The organism is Corynebacterium hesseae (assembly GCF_037850265.1).
In the GTDB taxonomy this organism is placed as follows: Bacteria; Actinomycetota; Actinomycetes; order Mycobacteriales; family Mycobacteriaceae; genus Corynebacterium; species Corynebacterium hesseae.
Genome location: NZ_CP137211.1, coordinates 2,345,236 through 2,368,523 on the forward strand (window position 1 = coordinate 2,345,236; position 23,288 = coordinate 2,368,523).

Annotated in this window: 21 protein-coding genes; 9 read left to right on the forward strand and 12 right to left on the reverse strand. The window is 61.5% G+C overall.

Translation table 11 applies throughout. The features are described from left to right. The first annotated feature begins 29 nt into the window (after window positions 1–29). Entirely contained in the window at window positions 30–605 is a 576-nt protein-coding gene (locus R3O64_RS11085) for a hypothetical protein (protein ID WP_070522795.1), read from the forward strand. 176 nt (window positions 606–781) lie between these two features. Here R3O64_RS11085 and R3O64_RS11090 read toward each other — a convergent pair whose 3' ends face one another. Beyond that, a complete protein-coding gene (locus R3O64_RS11090) occupies window positions 782–1,015 on the reverse strand; it encodes a hypothetical protein (protein ID WP_070564069.1) in 234 nt (77 codons plus the stop codon). A 43-nt stretch (window positions 1,016–1,058) separates the two neighbouring features. After that, complete coding sequence (locus R3O64_RS11095; RefSeq protein ID WP_070532290.1) at window positions 1,059–1,268, reverse strand: hypothetical protein; 210 nt, start codon at window positions 1,266–1,268, stop codon at window positions 1,059–1,061. 176 nt (window positions 1,269–1,444) lie between these two features. On the opposite strand from R3O64_RS11095, the gene radA reads away from it, so the two are divergent. Then, window positions 1,445–2,827 (forward strand): DNA repair protein RadA, encoded by a 1,383-nt coding sequence (gene radA, locus R3O64_RS11100; RefSeq protein WP_339016911.1) that lies wholly within the window; start codon window positions 1,445–1,447, stop codon window positions 2,825–2,827. On the opposite strand, the gene R3O64_RS11105 is transcribed toward radA, so the two are convergent. Both R3O64_RS11105 and R3O64_RS11110 read right to left on the reverse strand, forming a co-directional pair. Next, window positions 2,814–3,566, reverse strand: a complete 753-nt coding sequence (locus R3O64_RS11105) for a hypothetical protein (RefSeq protein ID WP_070564075.1) — start codon at window positions 3,564–3,566, stop codon at window positions 2,814–2,816. The two genes, radA and R3O64_RS11105, sit on opposite strands and share 14 nt — an antisense overlap. Window positions 3,567–3,668: 102 nt before the next feature. Then, a complete protein-coding gene (locus R3O64_RS11110) occupies window positions 3,669–4,292 on the reverse strand; it encodes a carbonic anhydrase (RefSeq protein WP_070562329.1) in 624 nt (207 codons plus the stop codon). 41 nt (window positions 4,293–4,333) lie between these two features. Here R3O64_RS11110 and R3O64_RS11115 point away from each other — a divergent pair, with 41 nt between their 5' ends. Further along, entirely contained in the window at window positions 4,334–5,194 is an 861-nt protein-coding gene (locus R3O64_RS11115) for an A/G-specific adenine glycosylase (RefSeq protein ID WP_339016912.1), read from the forward strand. Here the strand turns inward: R3O64_RS11115 and R3O64_RS11120 are convergent. Beyond that, window positions 5,160–6,476, reverse strand: a complete 1,317-nt coding sequence (locus R3O64_RS11120) for a threonine/serine ThrE exporter family protein (RefSeq protein ID WP_070532280.1) — start codon at window positions 6,474–6,476, stop codon at window positions 5,160–5,162. The genes R3O64_RS11115 and R3O64_RS11120 overlap by 35 nt on opposite strands. Continuing rightward, on the reverse strand, window positions 6,476–6,646 hold the full coding sequence (locus R3O64_RS11125) for a DUF4236 domain-containing protein (protein ID WP_083299135.1): 171 nt from the start codon (window positions 6,644–6,646) through the stop codon (window positions 6,476–6,478). The genes R3O64_RS11120 and R3O64_RS11125 overlap by 1 nt, the downstream gene beginning before the upstream one ends. Before the next feature lie 78 nt (window positions 6,647–6,724). On the opposite strand from R3O64_RS11125, the gene R3O64_RS11130 reads away from it, so the two are divergent. Beyond that, on the forward strand, window positions 6,725–7,951 hold the full coding sequence (locus R3O64_RS11130) for a lipase family protein (protein ID WP_339016913.1): 1,227 nt from the start codon (window positions 6,725–6,727) through the stop codon (window positions 7,949–7,951). An 18-nt stretch (window positions 7,952–7,969) separates the two neighbouring features. On the opposite strand, the gene R3O64_RS11135 is transcribed toward R3O64_RS11130, so the two are convergent. Then, window positions 7,970–8,803: a DUF1266 domain-containing protein gene (locus R3O64_RS11135; protein WP_339016914.1), complete on the reverse strand. Its 834-nt coding sequence runs from the start codon at window positions 8,801–8,803 to the stop codon at window positions 7,970–7,972. A gap of 133 nt (window positions 8,804–8,936) precedes the next feature. Between R3O64_RS11135 and R3O64_RS11140 the strand changes: the two genes are divergently transcribed. From R3O64_RS11140 to R3O64_RS11150, 3 genes are all read left to right on the forward strand, one after another. Beyond that, window positions 8,937–9,497, forward strand: coding sequence for a hypothetical protein (locus R3O64_RS11140; RefSeq protein ID WP_339016915.1), 561 nt, complete (start codon window positions 8,937–8,939; stop codon window positions 9,495–9,497). Continuing rightward, a complete protein-coding gene (locus tag R3O64_RS11145; protein ID WP_339016916.1) occupies window positions 9,497–10,357 on the forward strand; it encodes a hypothetical protein in 861 nt (286 codons plus the stop codon). The genes R3O64_RS11140 and R3O64_RS11145 overlap by 1 nt, the downstream gene beginning before the upstream one ends. Window positions 10,358–10,432: 75 nt before the next feature. Beyond that, window positions 10,433–11,323: a cation diffusion facilitator family transporter gene (locus R3O64_RS11150; protein WP_070522760.1), complete on the forward strand. Its 891-nt coding sequence runs from the start codon at window positions 10,433–10,435 to the stop codon at window positions 11,321–11,323. Window positions 11,324–11,466: 143 nt separating this feature from the next. Here the strand turns inward: R3O64_RS11150 and R3O64_RS11155 are convergent, their stop codons facing one another. Next, complete coding sequence (locus R3O64_RS11155) at window positions 11,467–14,244, reverse strand: ATP-dependent Clp protease ATP-binding subunit (protein ID WP_070564102.1); 2,778 nt, start codon at window positions 14,242–14,244, stop codon at window positions 11,467–11,469. A gap of 254 nt (window positions 14,245–14,498) precedes the next feature. Here R3O64_RS11155 and R3O64_RS11160 point away from each other — a divergent pair, with 254 nt between their 5' ends. Continuing rightward, window positions 14,499–15,758, forward strand: a complete 1,260-nt coding sequence (locus R3O64_RS11160; protein WP_339017559.1) for a serine/threonine protein kinase — start codon at window positions 14,499–14,501, stop codon at window positions 15,756–15,758. Here R3O64_RS11160 and R3O64_RS11165 read toward each other — a convergent pair. The 4 genes from R3O64_RS11165 to lysS all read right to left on the reverse strand — a co-directional run bounded on the left by R3O64_RS11165 (window position 15,755) and on the right by lysS (window position 20,994). Further along, window positions 15,755–17,155, reverse strand: coding sequence for an MDR family MFS transporter (locus tag R3O64_RS11165; RefSeq protein ID WP_070683123.1), 1,401 nt, complete (start codon window positions 17,153–17,155; stop codon window positions 15,755–15,757). The genes R3O64_RS11160 and R3O64_RS11165 overlap by 4 nt on opposite strands. Window positions 17,156–17,313: 158 nt before the next feature. Beyond that, entirely contained in the window at window positions 17,314–18,258 is a 945-nt protein-coding gene (locus R3O64_RS11170; protein WP_070532269.1) for a hypothetical protein, read from the reverse strand. A 34-nt stretch (window positions 18,259–18,292) separates the two neighbouring features. Then, window positions 18,293–19,249, reverse strand: a complete 957-nt coding sequence (locus tag R3O64_RS11175; RefSeq protein WP_339016917.1) for a hypothetical protein — start codon at window positions 19,247–19,249, stop codon at window positions 18,293–18,295. A gap of 170 nt (window positions 19,250–19,419) precedes the next feature. Next, window positions 19,420–20,994, reverse strand: coding sequence for a lysine--tRNA ligase (gene lysS, locus R3O64_RS11180; protein WP_339016918.1), 1,575 nt, complete (start codon window positions 20,992–20,994; stop codon window positions 19,420–19,422). Window positions 20,995–21,181: 187 nt separating this feature from the next. On the opposite strand from lysS, the gene R3O64_RS11185 reads away from it, so the two are divergent. Continuing rightward, a complete protein-coding gene (locus R3O64_RS11185; RefSeq protein WP_339016919.1) occupies window positions 21,182–23,278 on the forward strand; it encodes a PhoX family phosphatase in 2,097 nt (698 codons plus the stop codon). Window positions 23,279–23,288 lie beyond the last annotated feature (10 nt).

Consider the following 23,288-nt stretch of genomic DNA (forward strand, 5'->3'; position numbering starts at 1 on the left):
TGATCGCAATTCAATGGAGGACACTCACAGTGCAGTCCCTGAAGTCCGCCGCTCGCTGCGGTGCCATCATGTCAGTTACCGCCCTCTCCGCGCTGGCCTTGGCGTCCTGCTCGGCCGGTCATGTTGCTCAGACCGCGGAAAAGGTGATTGCTGTCGACGGCGCATCCGCAAGCTCCGAAGATGGAAAGGTGGCCGTGCGTGACGTCACCATTCAGGTTGAGCCGGACACCGGTGAGACCTCCCTCAAGTTCGTCGCCGTCAACCAGGGCTACAAGGTCAACGACGTCGTTCTCGAGTCCGTCAGCGTCGACGGCCAGGATGTTCCTCTGGAGGGCGTCGAGCCGCTCCCCCGCGATCATTCCCTCTTTGCTGATTCCCAGACGAACCTGGACCGCCTCCCCAAGGACGGCAAGGATGAGAACATCACTTATGTGACCACCTCCCTGGAGAACGAGGACTACGCCTTCGGCGGCTCCCGCCCGGTGACCTTCACCTTCAACACCGGCACCATTGAGGTTGACGCCACCGTGTCCGCCTCCCCGCTGCAGTCCGGTGACTTCGACCGCGACCCGCAGTCCACCGAAGGCTACGCTGAGAACAAGTAAGCCTTTTCCTCAAAGCGCAACCGCCCCAGCTGCCAAAGTTTTCCCGGATCTTCGAATCGGGGGATTCAACTTCGTCAGTTGGGGCGGTTGCGTTTCGTATTAGTGCTTCCGTAGATGCGCAAAGGCCACCGCATGAGATACACGCGGTGGCCTTTTCTACAGCGCCAGTGAGGTGCTTAGGCCTGAGAAGAGGTCATAGCCAGCACAACGATGGAGTTCACGATGCCCAGGGAGGACAGAGCAGCCGGAACCAGAAGAAGGTTCGGCGCCTGCGGGCCACCGACCTTAACCATCTGATCCATAACCTGGTTCAGCGGCTCTGGGTAGGTAGCAGCAGAAGCGGCTGGGGTGCCTGCAACGGCCAGAGAGGTAGCAGCGGCTAGGGCAACGAGGGTGCGACGAATCTTCATTTTGTCTCCTTGAATAGTGAGTTATGTGTGTGAGAGGTCTGGACTAGGACAGCAGGTTCGACAGGAAGCCCAAGGAGGACAGGGCAGCCGGGACGAGGATGATGTTCTGAGCCTCGTAGCCAGCGGTGTTAGCAATCTGGGTCAGAACGGAAGCCAGCGGCTCCGGCGCCTGCGCTGCGGAAGCAGCCGGGGTACCAGCAAAAGCGATGGCAACAGCAGCGCCAGCGGCAACGAGAGTGCGACGAATCTTCATGAGAATTACCTTCTTACTAGAGAATCGGACAGATATGAAGAGGGACAGGCACACACATTGGAGTAACCTGCTTAACACTGTAACGCCTTCATGAGTAGCGCGCGCGGTAAGTGAAAAAGACCTACTTCATTTCACGAGCACACTGGATGTCCACGCGGCTTACTAGAGTGTGAGACATGGCAAAAAAGGTTCGTCCCGTCCACACGTGTTCTGAGTGTGGCTTCGTCTCCCCCAAGTGGCTCGGCCGCTGCCCTGAGTGTGGCTCATGGGGGACGCTGCAGGAAACCGCGGCGGCTCAAAGCAGTACCGCCGCCCAAGCCGCCGTGTCTGGGCGGCGCCCCACAGGCTTGACTCCGACGAGCCCGGCGGTGCCGATAACGAAGGTCGGCGCATCAGCGACGAAGGCCATCAATACCGGCATCGGGGAGCTCGACCGCGTTCTCGGCCGCGGCATCGTCCCTGGTTCGGTCGTGCTCATGGCGGGAGAGCCGGGAGTCGGCAAATCCACCCTGCTGCTGGAGGTAGCCTCCCGCTGGGCACAGTTGGGCCGCACCGCCCTGTACGCCACCGCGGAGGAATCCGCCGGGCAGGTCCGCGCCCGCGCGGAGCGCACCGGCGCACTGCATGAAACGCTCTACCTTGCGGCCGAGTCAAACCTGGACGTCGTCTTTGGCCATGTAGAGCAGCTTAAGCCCAGCCTGCTCATCGTGGACTCCGTCCAAACCATGCACGCCGCCGGGGTCGAAGGAGTAGCCGGTGGTGTAGCGCAGTCACGCGCTGTGACCGCAGCGCTGACCACGCTAGCCAAAACCACCGGCATCCCTATCCTCCTCGTCGGGCACGTGACCAAGGATGGAAACGTCGCCGGTCCGCGCGTGCTCGAGCACCTCGTGGACGTTGTCTTGAACTTTGAAGGTGACCGCCAATCCTCACTGCGGCTGCTTCGCGGCCTGAAGAACCGCTTTGGCGCTACCGATGAGATGGGCTGCTTCGAGCAGACAGCGGCCGGAATCAGGGAGGTCGCGGATCCTTCCGGCCTCTTTCTCTCCCACCGCGGCAGCACCCCGGATGGCTCCGCGGTGACCGTCGCCATGGATGGTGTGCGCCCCATCTTGGCCGAGGTACAAGCGTTGACCGTCGATCCCGTGGCCAAGAACCCGCGGCGCGTGGTGACGGGGCTCGACGCCAACCGCGTCCCCATGGTGCTCGCGGTGCTGCAGGCCCGCGCGGGCGAGCGCACCAACGATAAGGACGCCTACGTGGCCACGGTGGGAGGGATGAAGATTCAGGAACCAGCCACGGATCTTGCCGTAGCGCTCGCCACGTGGTCCTCCTTGCACGAGCAGCCGCTACCACCGAAGACGGTGGTCATCGGTGAGGTGGGCCTCGCCGGCGAGGTGCGCCGCGTGCCGAACCTAGACCGCCGCTTGTCAGAAGCTGCCCGCTTGGGCTACCGCCACGCCATCGTCCCGCCCGGAAAGGTGGAGACCAGCGGCGGCATGCAGGTGCGCCAAGCGGCAACGCTGAGCGAAGCTATCGCCGCAGTTAAAGCAGGTTGAACGGGAGCGCTGGGGAGTAATTCTCACCGATGACGGAGTGCAAGAAATAAGCACCCGGCTCGGCTTCCTCACGCTCGGTGCACTTGCCCGGTTCGGAGCGCTTACGGGACCAATCCGCCTGGAAGTAGCGGGTCTCACCGGACTTGAAGGTCTGCTTGCCAGTTTCTACAGAGGCATAGCAGTCAGTATCGGCCCACACGCGCTCGTTAGAGCCCATCTTGTAAACCTCAAAGCGCAGCTGCTCTTCATCGAGGTCGATGGAGCAATCCTTTGTCGTCGGGTTAAAAACCTCCAGGTAGAAGGTCGGCATCTTACCGGCCGGGACGCTGTCCTCATTGGTCTTAGCCAGCACCTTGAGGTCCTGGAGGGAGCACGTCGTCTTGGACGGGTCCACGGTCAGCTCATCCGGCTTCGCCTCTGACGTTGGTTCTTCCTTGCCGGACTCGCCCGCCTCGGATTTAGCCGGTTCCGTCGAACCCGTCGCTTCAGTGGATTCCTTGGCTGAGGTGGACTCCGCCGTTTCCGCTGCGGAGGTTGTATTCTCCGAGGGGGCCAAGGTATCCGAAGCCGCTGCCTGCTGCGACTCGGCCGCCGAGTCCTCCTTCGAACCGCCAAAGAGCGCGGTAGCAGCGAAGATAAGAACAACCACGAGTACCAAGATCGCCACGAGTGCGGCGACGCGACGACGCACGTAGATCTCTCGCGGCAGCTGCTTCGGGGTACGGGATGGCTCAGTCACAGGTCTTAGTTTAAGGGGACTCGAGCCCAACCCGGGCCAGCCCAAAGCCGCGTGTCTTGAGCAGCGGCTTCTACGCGCTTGGGGCCCGCCCAGCGCCCGGGGCTAATGAACTCCGTGCAGGACGACGGTTTCCACGCTGGAATCCTCAAGGAGGTAGCGCAGGCCGACGATGCCGAGCGTTCCGGCGTCGAGAAGCCGGCGTGCAGCCGGAATATCGGAGATGATCTGGGAAACCACCTGCGCGGTGTTTTCGCGCTCGAAGTCAGCGCGATCTTCGCGGCCATCACGCTTGGCCACCATCGAGGCCGCGGCAACTTGCTCGATGATCGGGCGCTGCAGGCCCGTGGGCAATTCGCCACCATCCAGGAAGTCCTTGGCCGCGCCCACTGCGCCGCAGGACTGATGTCCCATGACAACGAGCAGGTTGGCGTGGAGGTTTTCTAAGGCATAATCCAGCGAGGCCATCACCGCGCTGTCCAAAATGTGGCCCGCGGTACGGATGACGAAGGCATCGCCGAAACCAATGTTGAACACGTGCTCGATCGGCGCGCGGGAGTCCGAGCAGGCCAATACGATGACGCGCGGATCCTGGCCCTGGGTCAGGCCAGCGCGCAGCTTCGCGTCCTGGTTAACGGCGATGAGGTTGCCCGTAACGAGGCGTTGATTACCTTGCTGGAGGGCTTCCCACACTTTCTGTGGATTTTGAGGAACTTTTGCTAAAGGCATGTTTCTTAGCTTAGACCTCAGCGCCCTACACTGAGGTGCCTATGGATACCCAAGCTGTCGTGGAATGGTTCGATGCCCATGAGCGCCCCCTGCCGTGGCGCCGGCCGGGTACCTCGGCGTGGGGTGTGCTCTTAAGCGAGGTCATGAGCCAACAGACCCCCGTCGCACGCGTGGCCCCACAGTGGGAGGAGTGGATGCGCCGCTGGCCCACCCCACACGACCTCGCGGCGGCATCCAAAGCGGATGTACTGCGCGCCTGGGGAAAGCTGGGCTACCCGCGCCGCGCGCTGCGCTTGTGGGAGTGCGCGAAGGAGATTGGTGAGGGGGCGGTTCCGGGGGACGTCGACAAGCTCTTGGCGTTGCCCGGGATCGGTGAGTACACCGCGCGCGCCGTGGCGTGCTTCCATTTTGGCTACAACGTCCCGGTGGTGGATACCAACGTGCGCCGCGTCTATGCCCGCGCCGAGGAGGGCCGCTTCCTCGCGCCGCCTCCCACAAAACGCGAGCTGGCACAGGTGGAAGCACTGCTTCCGGAGGAGAATGGGCCACGTTTTTCCGCCGCGCTCATGGAGCTCGGTGCACTGGTGTGCACAGCCAAGAACCCCGACTGCGCCGCCTGCCCCATCAAAGCCTCGTGCGCGTGGCAGATCGCGGGCTGTCCGGAACCCAGCGAAGAGGAGGCAGCGCGGGCAAAGAAGCGCGTGCAGAAGTTCACCGGCACGGACCGCCAGGTGCGCGGGCTGCTTCTCGACGTCCTCCGCGGCTCACCCCACCCAGTTTCCCAGGCCGACCTGGATGCGGTGTGGCCGGACGCGGCGCAGCGCTCGCGGGCGCAGGCCTCGCTTATCGACGATGGCCTAATGGACATCAACGAGCAGGGCCTGTTTCACCTGCCGCACTAGGCACGTGCGAGAAATCGATGAGGTGACCGAAGGTCCAATCGCGGTCAGTCAGCAGGCGGGCGAGGATGAGCCCGCAACCAATGGCCGCCACGGCCATCGAGGCAGTGGCGAAGTTGTTCAACGCCTGGTCCATGTTGCCAACATTAAGGTGATAAACCGTGCGGAACATGGAGGTTCCCGGGATCATGATGACGGACGCCGGCACCGTCGTGGTGATGCGCGGTAGATGCGCGCGCTTGGAGGCCACCGCGCCCAAAAGCCCCACGATGAGACCGCCGGCGAACGCGCCGACGTAGCTTGTGGCCCCGACCCCGATAAGGATAAGGCGAACGAGGTTGGCCACCGTGCCCACCGCGGCCGCCACGAGCACCATGCGGCGCGAGGAATTAAAGAGGAACGCGAATCCGGAAATGCCCAAGAAGCTGGCCGCCGCGGCGGCGAGGTACCACACCGGCGCATAGTCGGGGATGCCCGGTTCCGGAGTGAGCTCCGTGGTCCAGCTGACTAGGGCCACGGTAAAGGTGGCGGCGGTGATCACCGTCAGCGCATAGGTCAGGCGGGATAGCCCGGCCTCGAAGTCGAAGCGCGCGAGGTCAATGAGCGCGGAGAACAGCGGGAAGCCGGGAATGAGGAAGAGCACCGCGGCCACGTAGCCCGAGGAAAACTCTGACGGGTCCGCCACCCCGGCGGCGGCCACGGCCTCGGTGGTGAAGAAGTACACGAGGCTGGCCACCGTTCCGGCCGCCACGATGCACCCCAGTTGGTGGACGTGTTTGCCGTGCAAAACCGCGCGGGTGAGCTGACCACAAAAGGCGGCGAGGGCTACCAGCAGAATCGCCAGCGGCGTAAAGAAGTTCAGGACCGCGAAAGAGGCGCACGCAATGGACGCCGCCGCAGCTAGGAGCCAGCGGTTCCACCGCTTGACCACGTTGGCCTCGATGACGTCGAGCATCTTTGTGAGTTCTTCCGCCGTGATGCCCGCGTACAGCCGGTGGTGGGTCAGGTCCTCAAGGGCTTCGATCCGGGAAGCGTCGACAGCCGGCGAATGCTGTTGCGCCACCACCGTGCGGAAGTCGCGGCCACGGTGGAACGTACAGGTGATCTGTGTGACGCCAACGTTGGCGTCGAGCCGATCAAAGCCGAGCGCGCGGGCGGCACGTTTCATGCCGCGCAGCACGCGGTAGCCGGACGTTCCCGCACCCATGAGCATCATGCCTAGGCGCAGGACGACGTCGGCCTCGTACCCCATACGGACATAGTCGCTGCTGGGGTGAGAAGTCATTAGCGCCAGCGCCCCCGGAAGTTCAGTCCACCTGGAAGATTGACCCACATGCCGCCGCGGGAGTTAAAGGTCACGGGACCGACCTTTGTTGACATCGAGGCACCGGAGCCGGAGAGATTGATCCAGCTATTTTTTCCGGTCTTCTTGCGCTTGCGAAAATAAATGCCCATGCGCGCTAGCTTAGCGCAGCGACGTCTCAGCGCAGCGAAGTCGCTGCGCACCGGCGACAGAGCGATTACCCTTACGGCATGAATCTAATCTCTCCTCGCGCACTCGTGGCGGCCCTTACGCTGGCGGCTTCTGCGCTGCTGCCCGTCACAGCATCGGCTACACCCGGCACGCCGACCTCTGCCCATCCGATTGAGCACCTCGCAGGTGTCTCCGGTGTCACTGCGGAGAAGATCTCCTATGAGTCCACGCTCATGGACGGCTCCCCCACCACCGTTACCGGTGTCATCTACGAGCCTTCCGCTGCCTGGAGCGGCCCGGGTGAGCGCCCCACCATCGTCTTCGCACCCGGCACCCGCGGCGCGGGCGACCAGTGCGCTCCGTCGAATGCCGCGCAGTCGGTGGGCAACGTCGCGCTGGGTCCGGCCAATCAGGTCACGCTCAATATGAACTACGAGTACGCGCTGTACCAATACGCCGCGCAACAGGGCGTGCGCGTGGTCACGACCGACCTGGTTGGACTCGGCACACCAGGTCACCACACCTATGTCAACCACATCGAGGAAGCACACGCGGTTCTCGACGCCGCCCGTGCCACCCTCCACCACGCGAACGCGCCGATGGATGCCCCCGTAGGTTTTGCCGGCTACTCCCAAGGCGGCGGTGCCGCCGCGGCCGCCGCAGAGTACGCGGCAACCTATGCACCTGAGCTCAACGTCAAAGGCACCTACGCCGGCGCCCCACCGGCTGATCTCTTCGAGGTTATGAACGCGGTCGATGGCTCCTCCATCGTTCACGTGCTGGGCTATGCCATCAACGGCTATGCGGAGCGCAGCCCCGAGTTTTACAACGAGATCGTCACCGAGATGAACCCGTGCGGCATGCACTTCCTTGCCAGCGCCGCCCACGCCTGCATTGGTGATTCGATTGCGACGTGGGGCTTTACCCGCACCAGCCAGCTGACCAAGACGGGCGAGTCCTTCGGCGAACTTGTGCGCCGCAAACCGGCTGCCGCCCAGATGCTTGCGGAGCAACGACTGGGCCAGCGTGCCCTCAACGCCCCGATGCTGGTTATGAACTCCCCTACCGATGACCTCATCCCCTACGAGCAGTCCCGCACGATGGCCGGTAGCTACTGCTCACTCGGTGGCGCCGTGCAGTTTGACGCCGCCGACCCCGTCGACGTTCTTCCCCGCTCCGGGGCCAACCACGCCGTTGGCATCATCAACTCAGTTCCGCGCGGCGTGGACTATCTGATCGACCGCTTCAAGGATGTCCCTGCACCCTCTAACTGCCAAGCTTCCTAAGGGCTTAGTGCAGGGGCTCTAGTGCAAACCGCCCAAGGATGATAATGGCTCCTCGGCCTGGATGTCATGCAAGGGCACGCGCACCCAAGGCGAATCACTGTGTGCGAGCAGCTCGGTGAGCCGTTGCGATTGATCCTTCATCGCAGCGGTGACGTCGGGCTCACCATCACTCGCCCAGATCATTCGGCCCCACCAGAAACTTGCGGCTACGTCAGCCCACGACACGAAGTAGCGCTGCAGCGCCGCCACGGCCTTGTCTGAAATCTGAAGGAACTCTTCTGGAGAGATCCACCCCAGCTCCGTTGCCGGGCCACCAACGGCGTGAACACGGATTATGTCCCATGCGCGCGTAGTGGTGGGCAGTGCCGGGGCCGCTGCTTTGGCAAAGCCCTCCGAGCGCAACATCCTCACGAGGTAGCGGAACTTATGTTCTCCAAGGCGCGGATCCGCGCCTTGGGCAATAAAGAAGTCTTTGAGGAACTCGACCTTTTCCTCCACTTCCGCATCTAGCTCGCGCTCGGGGACGTTCTTCACGGCGTATGCGAGGGGTAAAACCAGGTCATTTTCCACGTGCTGGCCACCTTCGAGCAGAGCATCAATAACCTGATACGCTTCCTGTGCACCAGTGACCCCCCAGTTTTGCTCGAGAGATGTTTTGTAGTACTTGGCCGCCCTTGCGTTGATGGCCTCAACCCCTAGCGGGGTCGCAAACGCCTTATTGCTCTTGTACGTCATTCCCCAAGAGTGTCGGCGCACTTCATCGTTGCTCGGCGCCGGTTCCGGCCACGGGAACTTTGTAAGGCGGTAGATCCAAGTGTCATCAAACTTTGCTGGCGTGAACGTTGAGCTCATACCCACACAACGTACCGAGGTTTCTGGCACGGTTCCGTGGTGTCCCATCCATCACCCCTATGCTGGGGGGTGATCTACACCATAATTCAGCGCACCCAGTCACAGTTTTTGATGTGTTGTTAGTCTCGTGTGCATGACAGGACCCCAAATTGCATTGACAGACCGGCCAGATCTCGGTGCTGCACTTAAACGTGCTGGTGATTCCGAGATTGTGCACGCTGCCGCCGCAGCCGTTGTAGAAGGCCTTGGTGTCGACGAGATTGTGCTAGAAGCCGCCGCCACGAAAGCTAGCGGGGTGGATGGTGCCGCGTTTGTCACCAACCGCAGGATCCTCGTGACCGCCGATAAAAAGGATCCATCTCATTTTGAGTTCCTTGAACTTGACAACCTGGGCAATGTCGCAGTTCTGCCTTACCAGGATGGCTGGACCGTCGTGGCTCAGCTCTACAACACATACAAAGTGTGGAGCGGGTTCACGGAAAAGGCCGCGCGTCGCGTGCAGTTTGCCGCCCAGTGGGCCCTGACCGCAGGCCGGGAGGCACGAACGGAGGCCTCGCGCGCGGTGTCTTCGGAGGAGCTTTTTAAGCGGTGGAAAGAAAACAAGCACCGTCTCAATCGCGACAGCGTGGAAGCGCGCGTTGAGTCGATGCGTTCCCTGTATTCCGATATTGATTCACGGTGGTGGACTGAATAATGAGCCGACTTGCATACCCGGGTTCGCCCGATCACCTTAACGGGGCGGAAGACACATCACACATCAAAGAAGGCCAGACAGTTGCGGATAATGGCTACCGCCATTTCATCAAGCATGGCTCACTACTAGACCCAGGCGCAGCTTCGAAGAATGCATCGGGCACCGCCTCCACGTCAAACCCCACCGCGGGCACGACAGGTACCCACACCGATGGCTCGAAGCAAGGCCTCAGTGTAAAGAAGCAGCTGTTGCTCCTTCCGCTGGTAATCGCGGTCATCGTGGTGGTAGCGATTGGTTACGTCGCAGCTAAAGACGCCCTCTTTGGTGACAAGTCTGAGGATTCCGCCGCGCCTGCGCAGCCCGCCGCTGAAGCACCTGCCGATTCCGGGGCTTCCAACGGTGACACCGCCGGCGAGACCGGTGGCGATACTGCTGGCGACGCTCAAAGCGGCCTCACCTCCGCCGACCAAGCACCGGAGCCGATTGCTGACTTCGTGGAAGTGTGCACAGATTATGAAGTGATGTTCAGCTACTACGGCGCGGATAACTCCCCTGCCCCAGAAGCGAAGGGCATCAACTGTTCCGTGGATACTACGAAAGCGCCTGAGGTTGGTTACGTAGTCTTCACCGATGACCCTGCCGCCACCGCTGCCGTTCGTGACGGCAAACCCGTCTTGAAGGCCGCTGAGATTTCCGCAGAATCAACGCGCGGTTCCACATTCAAGGCCCAGCGATTGGAGGCCATGTTCACTGTTCAGGAGATCCTCCCTGACGATAAGGGAATCGTTGAGTACATGATCAAGAGTGATGACCCTGAGGTGGCAAAGAAAGCACTGGTAGACCTCGGCGTGGCTAAGTAAAACCAGATCGATTCACCCACCATTTTCCGTTTTCATTTACTTGTCAATAGGCACCGGCGGCGATAGGCTGAGTGCATGGCACACGAGCACCACGACCATGATCACTCCAGCACGCCGCTGCGCGCGCTCCTGATTGCGCTCAGTATTACCGGCATTGTCTTCTTCGCGGAGCTAATCGGCGGATGGTTGGCGGGCTCGATGGCACTGATGGCGGATGCGATGCACATGCTTTCCGACGCCGCGGGACTCATCATTGCGGTGATCGCAGTGTTGGTTGGGCGGCGCCAAGCATCAGCCCAGGCCACCTACGGCTACCGGCGAGTAGAGGTACTTGCGGCGCTAGCCAACGCAGTAATGGTGCTGGCAATCTCAGTGTGGATTGTCGTCGAGGCGGTGCGCCGCCTGCAGAGCCCGGCCGAGGTACAGGGCAAGGCGATGCTGATCATCGCGGTGATCGGCCTGGTAGCCAATGCGCTCTCGGCGTGGGTGCTGCACCGGCACCGCGAGTCCTCGATCAACGTGGAAGGCGCGTTCTTACACGTACTGGTGGACTTGCTCGGCTCGGTCGCGGTGATCGTAGCGGGCATCGTGGTGCTGACCACGGGATTTGTGGCGGCGGACGTGATCGCCTCTTTAGTCATCGCGGCGATGGTGCTCCCACGCGCGTGGCAGCTCATGCGGTTGTCGGCAAGCGTTCTGCTCGAGCAGGTTCCGGCGGGCTTCGACGCCAGCGTGATCGAACCCGTGCTGCGTCGGGTCGAAGGCGTTGCCGACATCCATGACCTGCACCTGTGGAGCCTGGACGGAGTCAACGTTCTCACGACCGTGCACATCGTGCGCGACGGCACCGTCGACACCGGTCCGCTGTTAGATGCCGCCCAGCACGTTCTGCGCGAACATGGCATCGAGCACTCCACCATCCAAATCGAGCCCCCAGAACACGAATCCCACGAGACAGTGTGCTGATTCTGTTCTAGTTGTGGGCACGCCGCCCACCGGGCCGTCCCGCCCACCGGTCACGCAAAGAAAGCCCCGAACCGCACGGAGTGTCACTCGCATGCGGTTCGGGGCTAATCCTTATAGGCCCAGCGCGGGGCCCAAGTCAGCGCTTAGAGCGGCTGGCCAGCACCGGCACCAGCCGGCGGCGGATTGCCGTCATCACCATCGTTGTTGTGGGATTCCTCGGCGGAGTCGCTACCAGACTCATCGAGGACATCCGGGGTGACGGTGTCAGGACCATCGGAATTCGGACCGTGGGATCCCTCATCGATCTCGGTGGCTAGTTCCTCATCGGCCTCGCGCACGGCGGTTTCCTCGAGCTCCTTGTCGAAGGTGTCCTCCGGCAGCGGGCGCGGACGCGGGGTGAAGGTAAAGGTTGCGGAAGAGTTGTCCTTGGACTCACCATCCCAGCCTTCAACATCCACGGTGATGATCTCACCGGCGCCAATTTCACCGAAGAGGATCTTCTCGGAGAGCTGGTCCTCAATCTCGCGCTGGATGGTGCGGCGCAACGGGCGAGCGCCCAAGACCGGATCGAAGCCACGCTTGGCAAGAAGATCCTTGGCCTTCTGGGTGAGCTCGATGCCCATGTCACGCTCGGAAAGCTGCTTCTCGACACGTCCGATGAGCAGCTCCACCATCTCGACGATCTGCTCCTGGGTGAGCTGGTGGAAGACCACAATCTCATCGATACGGTTGAGGAACTCAGGGCGGAAGTGCTTCTTCAGCTCGTCGTTGACCTTGTTCTTCATGCGCTCATACTGCGCATCCGAATCATTCTCCGAGGAGCCGGTGAAGCCCAAGCCCACGGCCTTCGAGATGTCCTGGGTACCCAGGTTGGAGGTGAAGATGAGCACCGTATTCTTGAAGTCCACGATGCGGCCCTGGCCATCGGTCAGGCGGCCATCCTCCAGCACCTGCAGCAAGGTGTTGTAGATCTCCTTGTGGGCCTTCTCGATCTCGTCGAAGAGGACCACGGAGAACGGCTTACGGCGGACCTTTTCGGTCAGCTGGCCGCCTTCCTCGTAGCCGACGTATCCCGGAGGGGCACCGAAGAGACGGGAGGCGGTGAAGCGGTCGTGGAACTCACCCATATCAATCTGGATAAGGTCATCATCCGAACCGAAGAGGAAGTTAGCCAAGGACTTCGACAGCTCCGTCTTACCCACACCGGACGGGCCGGCAAAGATGAAGGAACCGGAAGGACGGCGCGGATCCTTCAGACCCGCACGGGTGCGGCGGATGGCGCGGGACACAGCCTTGACGGCTTCGTCCTGGCCAATGATGCGCTTGTGCAGCTCCTCCTCCATGTTGAGGAGGCGGTTGGATTCCTTCTCCGTGAGCTTGAGAACCGGAATGCCGGTCCAGTGAGCCAGGACCTCTGCAATCTGCTCCTCACCGACCTCAGCGATCTCCTCCAGGTCACCAGAGCGCCACTGCTTTTCCTTCTCCGCGCGCTCTTCACCCAGCTTGCGCTCCTTATCGCGCAAGCCAGCGGCCTTCTCAAAGTCCTGGGCGTCGATCGCGGCTTCCTTCTCCTTGCGGACCTCGGCGATGCGATCATCCACCTCGCGCAGGCCCTCCGGAGCGGTCATGCGCTTAATGCGCATGCGGGCACCGGCCTCATCGAGGAGGTCCACGGCCTTATCCGGCAGGAAGCGGTCGTTAATGTAGCGGTCAGACAGGGAGGCCGCCGCCTTCAGCGCTTCATCGGTGTAGGACACACGGTGGTGTGCCTCGTACTTATCGCGCAGGCCCTTGAGGATGAGGACGGTGTCATCGAGAGAAGGCTCTTCCACCTTGACCGGCTGGAAGCGGCGCTCGAGAGCGGCGTCCTTCTCAATGTGCTTGCGGTACTCATCCAGCGTGGTGGCACCGATGGTCTGCAGCTCGCCACGGGCCAGCTTCGGCTTCAGCAGCGACGCGGCGTCGATAGCGCCCTCGGCGGCACCGGCGCCGACCAAGGTGTGGATCTCATCGATGAAGAGGATGATGTCACCGCGCTGGTTAATCTCCTTGAGCACCTTCTTCAGGCGTTCCTCAAAGTCACCGCGGTAGCGCGAACCGGCCACCAGGGAGCCCAGGTCCAGCGAGTAGAGCTGCTTATCCTTGAGGGTCTCCGGGACCTTGCCGTTGACGATATCGAGAGCCAAGCCTTCGACCACGGCGGTTTTACCCACGCCGGGCTCACCGATGAGCACCGGGTTATTCTTCGTGCGGCGGGACAGCACCTGCATAATGCGCTCGATCTCGGAATCGCGGCCCACCACTGGGTCCAGCTTGCCATCGCGCGCAGCCTGGGTGAGGTTGCGGCCGAACTGGTCCAGCACCAGAGAGTTGGAACGCTCACCGGAGCCGCCCGAGCCGCCACGGCCGCCCTGGCCAGCGCCAGCACCAGCGCCAACCGGGCCGGCACCGCCCTGGGACTGGTTGCCTTCGCCCTCGTTGCCCTCATATCCGGAGAGCAGCTGGATAACCTGCTGGCGAACGCGCGGCAAGTCAGCACCCAACTTGGTCAGCACCTGCGCAGCCACACCATCACCCTCACGGATGAGGCCGAGGAGCAGGAACTCGGTGCCAATGTATTTGTGCCCCATCTGGAGGCCCTCACGCAGCGAGAGCTCGAGGACCTTCTTGGCGCGCGGGGTAAATGGGATGTGGCCTGTGTGCGGCTGAGAACCTTGACCAATGATCTCTTCCACCTCACGGCGGACATCCTCCAGCGAGATGCCCATGGACTCCAAGGCCTTGGCTGCTACACCTTCACCTTCATGGATAAGCCCCAGGAGGATGTGCTCGGTGCCGATGTAATTGTGGTTGAGCATGCGTGCTTCCTCCTGCGCCAAAACGATGACGCGGCGAGCACGGTCAGTAAACCTCTCGAACATTACCTCTTACCTTTCGCTTTAAATGTGTCATCCACTCTAACGCGCGGGGCGGACACTCCATTCACGATTTTTCTCCCCGCTTCCCCTAAACCCCCGTTTCCGCAGGCAGCGGCACTGTACGCCGGTAGCGAACAGGCGCTAGAAAGCCCGCGTCACGCACCGGCCTGCCATGGAGGCCTCATCCCCTTAGAATGAAGAGGATTCTATAAATCTCATCGTCGACTCTCCGCGAAGGATTTCCTCTCACCGTGTCTATGCTCCCAGAATTTTTCACCACCCAGCACCAGCTGCGCCAAAAGGCAGTCTTGGACCAAGGAGCTGACTCCGCGCTCTTCCTCGTGGAAGATACCTCACACGATGAGATGCTCGTGGAAATCTACGCCCCAGAGCACCGCGGCGTGCTCCGCCAGTCCGGCATTGTAGGACAGCTACAGCACAGCGCCATTGCACCCATCGTGGGCACAGGCACGATGAATAGCGGTCAGGAATTCTTTGTGCGCCGCAGCCTGCCGGGCGAGCAGCTTTCTAACTTCACCTCCTCCGGCGTTGGCGCGCACCACCTGTCCCGGGAGGAAGCCCTCGCCGTCTTTGCTCCCTTGGCAGACGCTACTGACTTTCTGCTCAACAAGGGCCGCGCCAACTACGCCATCCGCGCGCTCAATCCGCGTCGCATCATTCTGACCGATAACCGCTCGAATGCCTTCTTCGCTGCGGTCGGACCTGCCTCAAGTAACGAAGCTCCCAACGCAACAGCGAAAGAAGCAATCGACCGCCTCGCGCGCATCGTCGCCGCCGCCTACCCTTCCTTCCGCGCAGCTGCCGCCTACCCCTCGGCTGCTGCCGTCGTTGACTCGCTGCGTAGCGCGGGCACGACCAGCGCCAACACGGCTGGCGCGAATACCACTGGCGCGAACACCGCCACAACGGGCACACCGCCGTGGCAACCAGAACAGCCTTACGCCCCCGCCCCGCAGGAGGGGTGGGGAACGCAGCCTCAACCGCAGGTCGCAGCTTCCGCTCCCGCGAAGGGCTCCACCAAGCGTGGGTCGACCTCGAAGAAGAAAGTCTTCACCGGGCTCGGCGTGGGGCTTCTCCTCTTAGCTTTGATCGGCGGCCTACTGTGGTTCTTCTTGGGACGGCCGGCGTGGTCCGAGGCGGAGCAGGCGCTTGTCGACGATCACCCGGGACTCATCAGCTCCCGTCCCGGCGGGGAAGGCTTCAGCGGTGCCACCTGTGATGCCCGCGAACCGGAAGATGGTCAGGATGCGAAGATCACCTGCGTTGGCGACGGTGTGGGCTACTCCGTGGCGCGGTACGGGGACGTCGCCAAGCGCGATGCAGCCGCCCCGACGCAGGATGCACAGGAACTGTCCAACGGACAGTGCACCGTGCGCAGCTACGACGTTTCCGACACCGAGCCGGTGTTCTACATGGGCGCCGAGGACTCGACCGACGCCGTTCTCGTGTGGGGCGAGGATGCAGAGGAGCTTCGCCTGAACATGCCGCTGTGCTAATTCACGCGCTTGAGCAGCGGCGCAATCACCGCAATGGCGGTGCCGGCCACGCCAGCGAAGAGGAAAGCCCAGTGCGTTCCCTGTGCCGTCGCTGCGGCTGGTCCCATCCCCGCCGCGACACCGGCCTGGGTGCCGCGCGTGAGGAAGACAACGAGGAAGGCCGTTCCCATCGCACCCGCCAGTTGCTGGAAGGTGTTCATGATGGCCGACCCGTGCGAATACAGCTTCTCCGGAAGCGAGGACAGCGCTGTTGTCATCAACGGCGTCATCATCAGGCACATGCCGAAGGAGAAGAGAACGTGCATGCCCACAACCATCCACACGGCTGAGTTCTCGCCCAAGGTGGCCAAGAGCCACAGGCTGGCCACCATAAACAGCGAGCCCGGAATCATGAGCGGGCGCGGGCCATAGGAATCGAAGAGTCGGCCCACAATCGGGGAAAGAAATGCTTGGAGAATTCCACCCGGCATCACCGCCAAACCCGTGGCAAAGGCGGTGACGCCCAGGGTGGTCTGCAGGTAGATGGGCAAGACCGTAACCATTCCCAGCATCAGGCCGAAGGACAATACCAGGATGAGCACCGCGAGCGTGAAGTTGCGAACGCGGAAGGGGCGCATATCCATTAGTGCACGATCCTCGAGCGCCAGACGCCGCTGCCGGCGGATGAAGACAATGAGCGCGATGACACCCACCACAGTGACGGCGATGTCTACCCAGGCACCACCCTGCAGCATCTTTTCAATCGAAGACAAACCATAGACCAGACCGCCAAATGCACAAGCAGAAAGGAGTACGGAGGGACCGTCGAGTGGGGTATCGCGGTTCTCACCCACATCGCTCAGGCGCCAGAGACCAGCCACCAGGATGAGAGCGATGAGCGGCACCATGGCCCAGAAGATGACGTGCCAGGTGAAGCGGTTAAGGATTGCCCCGCCGACCGTGGGGCCCAGCGCCGGGGCGACGGAAATAACCACAGAAATAATTCCCATCACCGTGCCGCGGCGCTGCGGTGGGACCAAAGTCATGGCCACGGTCATGAGAGTGGGGATCATCAGCGCAGTCCCGCCTGCTTGCAGGACGCGCCCGAGGAGCAAAGCGACGAAGCTCGGCGCAAGGGCCGCGACCACGGTGCCTGCCAGGAAGAACCCAGCAGAGGCGAAGAAAATCTGGCGCGTGGTGAGCCTCTCCAGCAGGTAACCGGTGGTCGGAATGACAACGGCCATGGTGAGCATGAATCCCGTCAACAACCACTGTGCACTCGTGGCGGGGATGCCATAGTCCGCCATGATGGCTGGTAGTGCGACGGACAGCGAGGTCTCGTTGAGAATCATGACCATCGCTCCCAGCACCAGGATGCTGAGGTTGATGACTACCTTGGAGGGAATCTCAGCGGACATGCGGCCAGCCACACCTTTCTTTTCTCTGCTCTGGGGATACTCACGCCAACGCTTCCGATGTCAGCGCGCAAGGAGTTTAGAGTACTCGCAAGCTAGCCGGGGATGCCACATGAGCCAGGGCAGCGAGGTTTCCTCGCTCCCCGGCAGGTGGTGGGGTTTTAAGGAATCGTTTCCATGTTGCGGGACGTGATGACCACGACGCTGCCACCGCTATCCAGGCTGCAGCCCAGCAGCCGGTTTTCTGGGGTATCCTCCCACAGTTTCGGCGCACCGTATGCACAGTGTCCTAGGTCAGTCTCGAGGTGGCCACGGCTTCCGCCCTCGCCAGCCTGCCAATCATGGTTGGCGTATTCATCCAACAATTCCATGGCGTCATTGCAATTCGTGCCGTCCTCTTGCACGTAGACCAAACCGGTGTCTTCACCACGCGTGCCGCTCTCACCACACACCGCACCGGTGTTGGCAATGCCATCCGCGTCCGGTTTCGCCGGGAAGGTATCGGAGTAGTACTGTCCATCATCCTTGACGGTGAAGTGGTGCCCGTTCGACTTGACCACGAACTCATTGCCGCTGTGCGCCTCAAAGGTTCCACCGTCAAAGCTCACGGTCTCGCCCTCGTTGAGCGTTTCAACCTCGGTGGGCCTATAGAACTCGATGGCCCACACAGGGAAGAAGCCACGGTCACTGCGGTAGCTCACCGCGTTTGACCTCCAGCTTTGCATGACTGGCCCCGGATAGATTGGCGGATCAGCAAACTCCACCTTGCAGTTTGGGCCGTCAGTCTCTTCGTGAATGAGGCAGAGGACGCGCCCATCAGGGCTCTTGACGGCCGGGATGGGGTTCGGAATACTCGCCCGATCACCGCCGGCCATAAAGTCCTTCGGATCGCGTTCCTTCAATCCGCCGGGTTTGTCTTTATCGGGCTTGGCGCTGCTCGACGCCGCGGCCTCAGTAGAGCTACTGGAGGCAGACTCAGAGCTAGTGGAGCTGGCTGAGTTCTGTTGAAACTGTGGCTCATCGCCCGCCGGTTCGCTCGTGGAAGAACACGAAGCCACGGCGCAGGCCATGAGGGAGGCAGAAAGGATAGAGAGAAGCTTCTTCATAACAATCATCGTCCCACGAAGTAGTGCTGTGCCACTAGTTTTCCGAATATTTCGGATCTTTAGGATTTGCAGCGTCAAGAAGAATAACGCGACCGGTACCGGATAAATCTTCACAATGAATCCGACGTGCGTACGGATTGGGTGTTTCAACGAATTCCGGTTCTTTGTGGGCGCACTCCCAGCCGTCAAGCTTCAAGAATCCGCGGGTGTTCACCTCTTCCGCCTTCCACTCGTAGTTGACGTACTTGTCCACGATGTCCATTGCAGTCGTGCAATTCGTCCCGTCTGTCTGCACAAAGACTTTCTGACGGCCAAAATTGGTGTCAGCCTCGCCGCAGACGGTACCCACGGGCGCATAGCCATTGGAGTCCGGCTTAAAAGGATAGGTATCCGCCGAAAACTGGCCGCCGTCCTTCACAGTGAAATGGTGTCCTTGGACCTGAACGGTGAATTCATCTGCGCTAGGGGCTTCAAAAACCACACCGTCTATTTCGACCTTCTCGCCTTCCCCCAGCTGCTGCGATGGAACCTGGTCGCCGGCATCCACCACGCCGTTGGGGAAGAAGCCTGCGCCATCTTTGAAGGAAACCATGTTCGCTTCCCATTGCGGGTTCTCGGGGTCAGGCAGGATAGGCGGGTTCTCAAAGCCAACGCTGCACCAAGGCCCTTTGGAACCCTCAGTCAGAGAACACGACACCCTGCCATCTGGGCTCCTTACTCCCCAGGCAACCGTAGTCTCATACCTGAACCCAGTGGCGCGGAAGTCCTCGGCATCGCGTTCTTTGAGTCCGGAAGATTGAAAGCCAAACTCCGGCTCGCGATCTGTGGAATCGCTTTCTTCGGCGCTTTCAGAGCTTTGCGCACTGCTTTGAGAACCGGAGGACTCCACAACTTCGAATCGATGAGTTTCCTCGGTTACTTCATCAGAAGAACACGCAACCAAGCCAGCCGTTACAAGCGGCAGTGTGAGAAGAGAGAGTAGCTTTTTCATGCTTTGTATTTTTCCACGCAGGCAGGCTTCTCGCTGAGTGATGTGCGCTGTGGCAACAAACTGGAGGCTGCAAAACAACAACACACAAGCCTTCAGCTGTGGGGCTGGTGGCTTGTGCGTTGCGCGCGGAATGTGCCGCGGGGTGAGCTCGGTGCGAGTTGGCCTCGGGCCTACTTCTCCGGCTTCACAATCGGGAAGAGCACGGTCTCACGGATGCCCAGGCCGGTCAGGGCCATGAGCAGGCGGTCGATGCCCATGCCCGTGCCGGCTGTCGGCGGCATTCCCTGCTCCATGGCGGCGAGGAAGTCCTCATCCAAGACCATGGCTTCCTCATCACCGCCGGCGGCCAAGCGCGCCTGATCCTCAAAGCGCTCGCGCTGGATAACGGGATCCACCAGCTCCGAGTATCCGGTAGCCAGCTCGAAGCCGCGCACATAGAGATCCCACTTCTCGGTCACACCCGGCAGGGAGCGGTGCTGGCGGGTCAGCGGAGAGGTCTCGACCGGGAAGTTCTTCACAAAGATCGGGCCCTCGAGCTGGTCCTCGCAGAGCACCTCCCAGATCTCTTCCACCAGTTTGCCGTGGCCCCAGCCGCCGTCCTTCGGGACGTCGAGCCCGATGACGTCGGCAAGCGCCTTCAGCTCCTCGACGGTGGAGTCGATGGTGACCTCCGGCTGGCCCGGGAACTTGCGTTGCAGAGCCTCGTTGAGTGAGGGGTACATTTCAATCTCCGGCCACTCTTCACCACCGAAGTCATACTCAGTGCCATCCGCCAAAGTAACGGTGGTGGAACCGAAGACCGCACGTGCCACCGACTGGATGGACTCGCGGGTGGTACGGGCGCAATCGTTGTAGTCGCCCCACGCGGCGTAGGTCTCCAGCATGGCGAATTCCGGGGAGTGGGAGCGGTCGACGCCCTCGTTGCGGAAGTTGCGGTTGATCTCAAAGACGCGATCGATGCCGCCGACGACGGCGCGCTTAAGGAAGAGCTCCGGCGCGATGCGCAGGTACAGGTCAATGTCCAAAGCATTGGAGTGCGTTACGAACGGGCGGGCTGCTGCACCGCCGTGGAGGGTCTGCAGCATCGGGGTTTCGATCTCTACGAAGCCCTCATCCTCCAGGTAGTTGCGCAGTGCACGCATGACCTTGACGCGGGTCATGGCATTCTTGCGGGCTTCCTCGCGCACGATGAGGTCGTTGTAGCGCTGGCGCACGCGGGTTTCCTCATTCATGTCAGCGAAGGACACCGGAAGCGGGCGCAAGGACTTCGCCGCCATGGTCCATTCGCTAGCCATGACGGAGAGCTCGCCGCGGCGCGAGGCAATTACTCGGCCGTGCACGGAGATGAAATCACCCAAGTCAACGTCGGACTTCCACGCGGCTAGGCGCTCCTCCCCTACCTCTGCAAGGGACAGCATGGCCTGCACCTGGGTACCGTCGCCATCCTGCAGGGTGGCGAAGCACAGCTTGCCGGTATTGCGCATGAAGATGAGGCGGCCGGCGATGGCCGCCTCAACGTCAGTCTCCTCACCAGCGCTGAGGTAGGTAACGCCCTCTTCCGCGGCCGGTTCCTCGCCTTCGGCCACTACCTGGAACTGCTGGCGAAGATCCCGCAGAGAGATCGTGCGGTCTACGGTCACCGGATAGGGCTCGGTGCCGGACTCCAACAGTCGGGCACGCTTCTCGCGGCGAATGCGCAGCTGCTCGGGGACGTCAGTAACTTCAGTATTCTTCTTCTCGCTCACGGTTGTCTAGGGTAGTCGATCCCTATACGCTGGCGCGATCCCGGTTCACAGAGTGTTCATCTAGCGGTTAGACAGGATCAACCGCGCGGTCATCTCAACCGTATTAACTCATGACGTCCGTTGCGACACTTCGTTGCGACATCCCCTTGCGCAACCAACGATTTTCGATTTTTGGAGCATAACTTTCATGGCACTCAACGGCCGTAATCTCTTGGCTAACATGTTCACCTCGTCTCGTTCTTCTCTTACCTGCACCTACAAGTGCGGTAATGCCTGTTTCGGCGAATGCGAGAACACCTCCGACAACCCTTACTTCGGCGACCAGTTCTCCCGCCGTACCGCCCTGCGCGCCGGTGGCTTGGCTGTCGTCGCCGTTGGTGGTTCCTCTGCGCTGGCTGCATGCGCTGCTCCGGATGACAACGGGTCTGCGGCGGGCGGCTCCTCCAACAAGACCAGCGAAGTTAAGGGCTCCGACATCGAGCTCACCTCCGCCGAAGGCATGCACTTTGAAGCCGTTGAGGCCAATACCAAGGATGAGGTCGTCATCCCGAAGGGCTATGAGCAGTCCGTTCTGATTGCCTGGGGTGACCCAGTCATCGAGGGCGCTCCGGAATTCGACGTCAACAACCAGACCGCCGAAGCGGCGGAGAAGCAGTTCGGCTTCAACAATGACTTCGCCGGCCTCATCGAGCACCCGGATGACAAGAACCGCATGATCTACATGTGCTCGCACGAGTACACCACCGAGCCGATGATGTTCCCGGACTACGATCCGGAGAACCCCACCGAGGAACAGGTGAAGATCGGCTGGGCCGGTCACGGCCACACTATCCTCGAGGTGTCCAAGGTCAAGGGCTCCGGCGAGCTCAAGCGTGAGTTCGGCCCGCTCAACCGCCGCATCACCGCCACCACCCCGTTCACCCTGGTGGGCCCAGCTAAGGGCACTGACCTGGTGAAGACCTCCGCCGACCCGAAGGGTGAGAAGGTCCTGGGTACCCTCAACAACTGCTCCGGCGGCGTGACCCCGTGGAACACCATGCTCTCCGGCGAAGAGAACTTCGACCAATACTTCGCCGGCGGCGACATCAAGGATAAGAAGGCTGCTGAATCCCTCAAGCGCTTCGGCATCGAGGAAGGCCCGTCCGACCGCAAGTGGGAAAAGTACGATGACCGCTTTGATGTGACCAAGGAGCCGAACGAGCCGAACCGCTTTGGCTGGCTCGTGGAGATCAACCCGCTGGACCCGAAGTCCACCCCGATTAAGCACACCGCAATGGGCCGCTTCAAGCACGAGGCCGGCAACATCCACATAACCAAGGATGGCACCGTGGTGTGCTACTCCGGCGATGACTCCCGCTTCGAGTACGTCTACAAGTTCGTCTCCACCAAGAAGTACAAGGAAGGCGATCTCGAGCACAACATGACCATCCTGGACCACGGCACCTTGTACGTGGCCAAGATGGAGGGCAACTCCCCGGAGAAGGAAATCGACGGCTCTGGTGTCCTGCCGGAGGACGGCGCTTTCGATGGCAGCGGCGAGTGGGTCAAGCTGCTGACCTCCGATACTGAGAACAACAAGTTCGAGTCCCACGTGGACGGCATGTCCGCCGAAGAGGTCGCCGTCTTTACCCGTGAGGCCGCCGACAAGGTGGGCGCCACCAAGATGGACCGCCCGGAAGACGTCCAGGTTCACCCGGAGACCGAGAAGGTCTACATCGCGCTGACCAACAATAAGTACCGCGGCGCCACCGGCGAGAACGCTAAGAAGAACAAGGAAGACGCCAAGGAATGGGCTCCGGTCAAGGAGAACAAGAACGGCCTCGTCATGGAGCTCGAGGATGACCACGCCGGTGAGAAGTTCACCTGGAACCTCTTCCTAGTCTGCGGTGACCCGCGTGAGGCCAGCACCTACTTCGGTGGCTTCGACAAGGAGAAGGTCTCCCCGATTTCCTGCCCGGATAACCTGGCCTTCGACAACCACGGCAACCTGTGGATCTCCACTGACGGCAACGCGCTGGACTCTAACGACGGCCTCTACGCCGTGACCACCGAGGGCGAGACCCGCGGCGAGCTCAAGTGCTTCCTCACCGTCCCGGCGGGCGCGGAGACCTGTGGCCCGATCGTCGACGATGACCGCGTCATGGTCAACGTTCAGCACCCGGGCGAGTCTGATGACGCCACCTTCGACAAGGCCACCTCCCACTGGCCTGATGGCGGTAAGTCCACCCCGCGCCCGGCCGTGGTTGTGGTGTGGAAGAAGGGCGGCAAGATCGGTACCGAATAAGGCACCGACG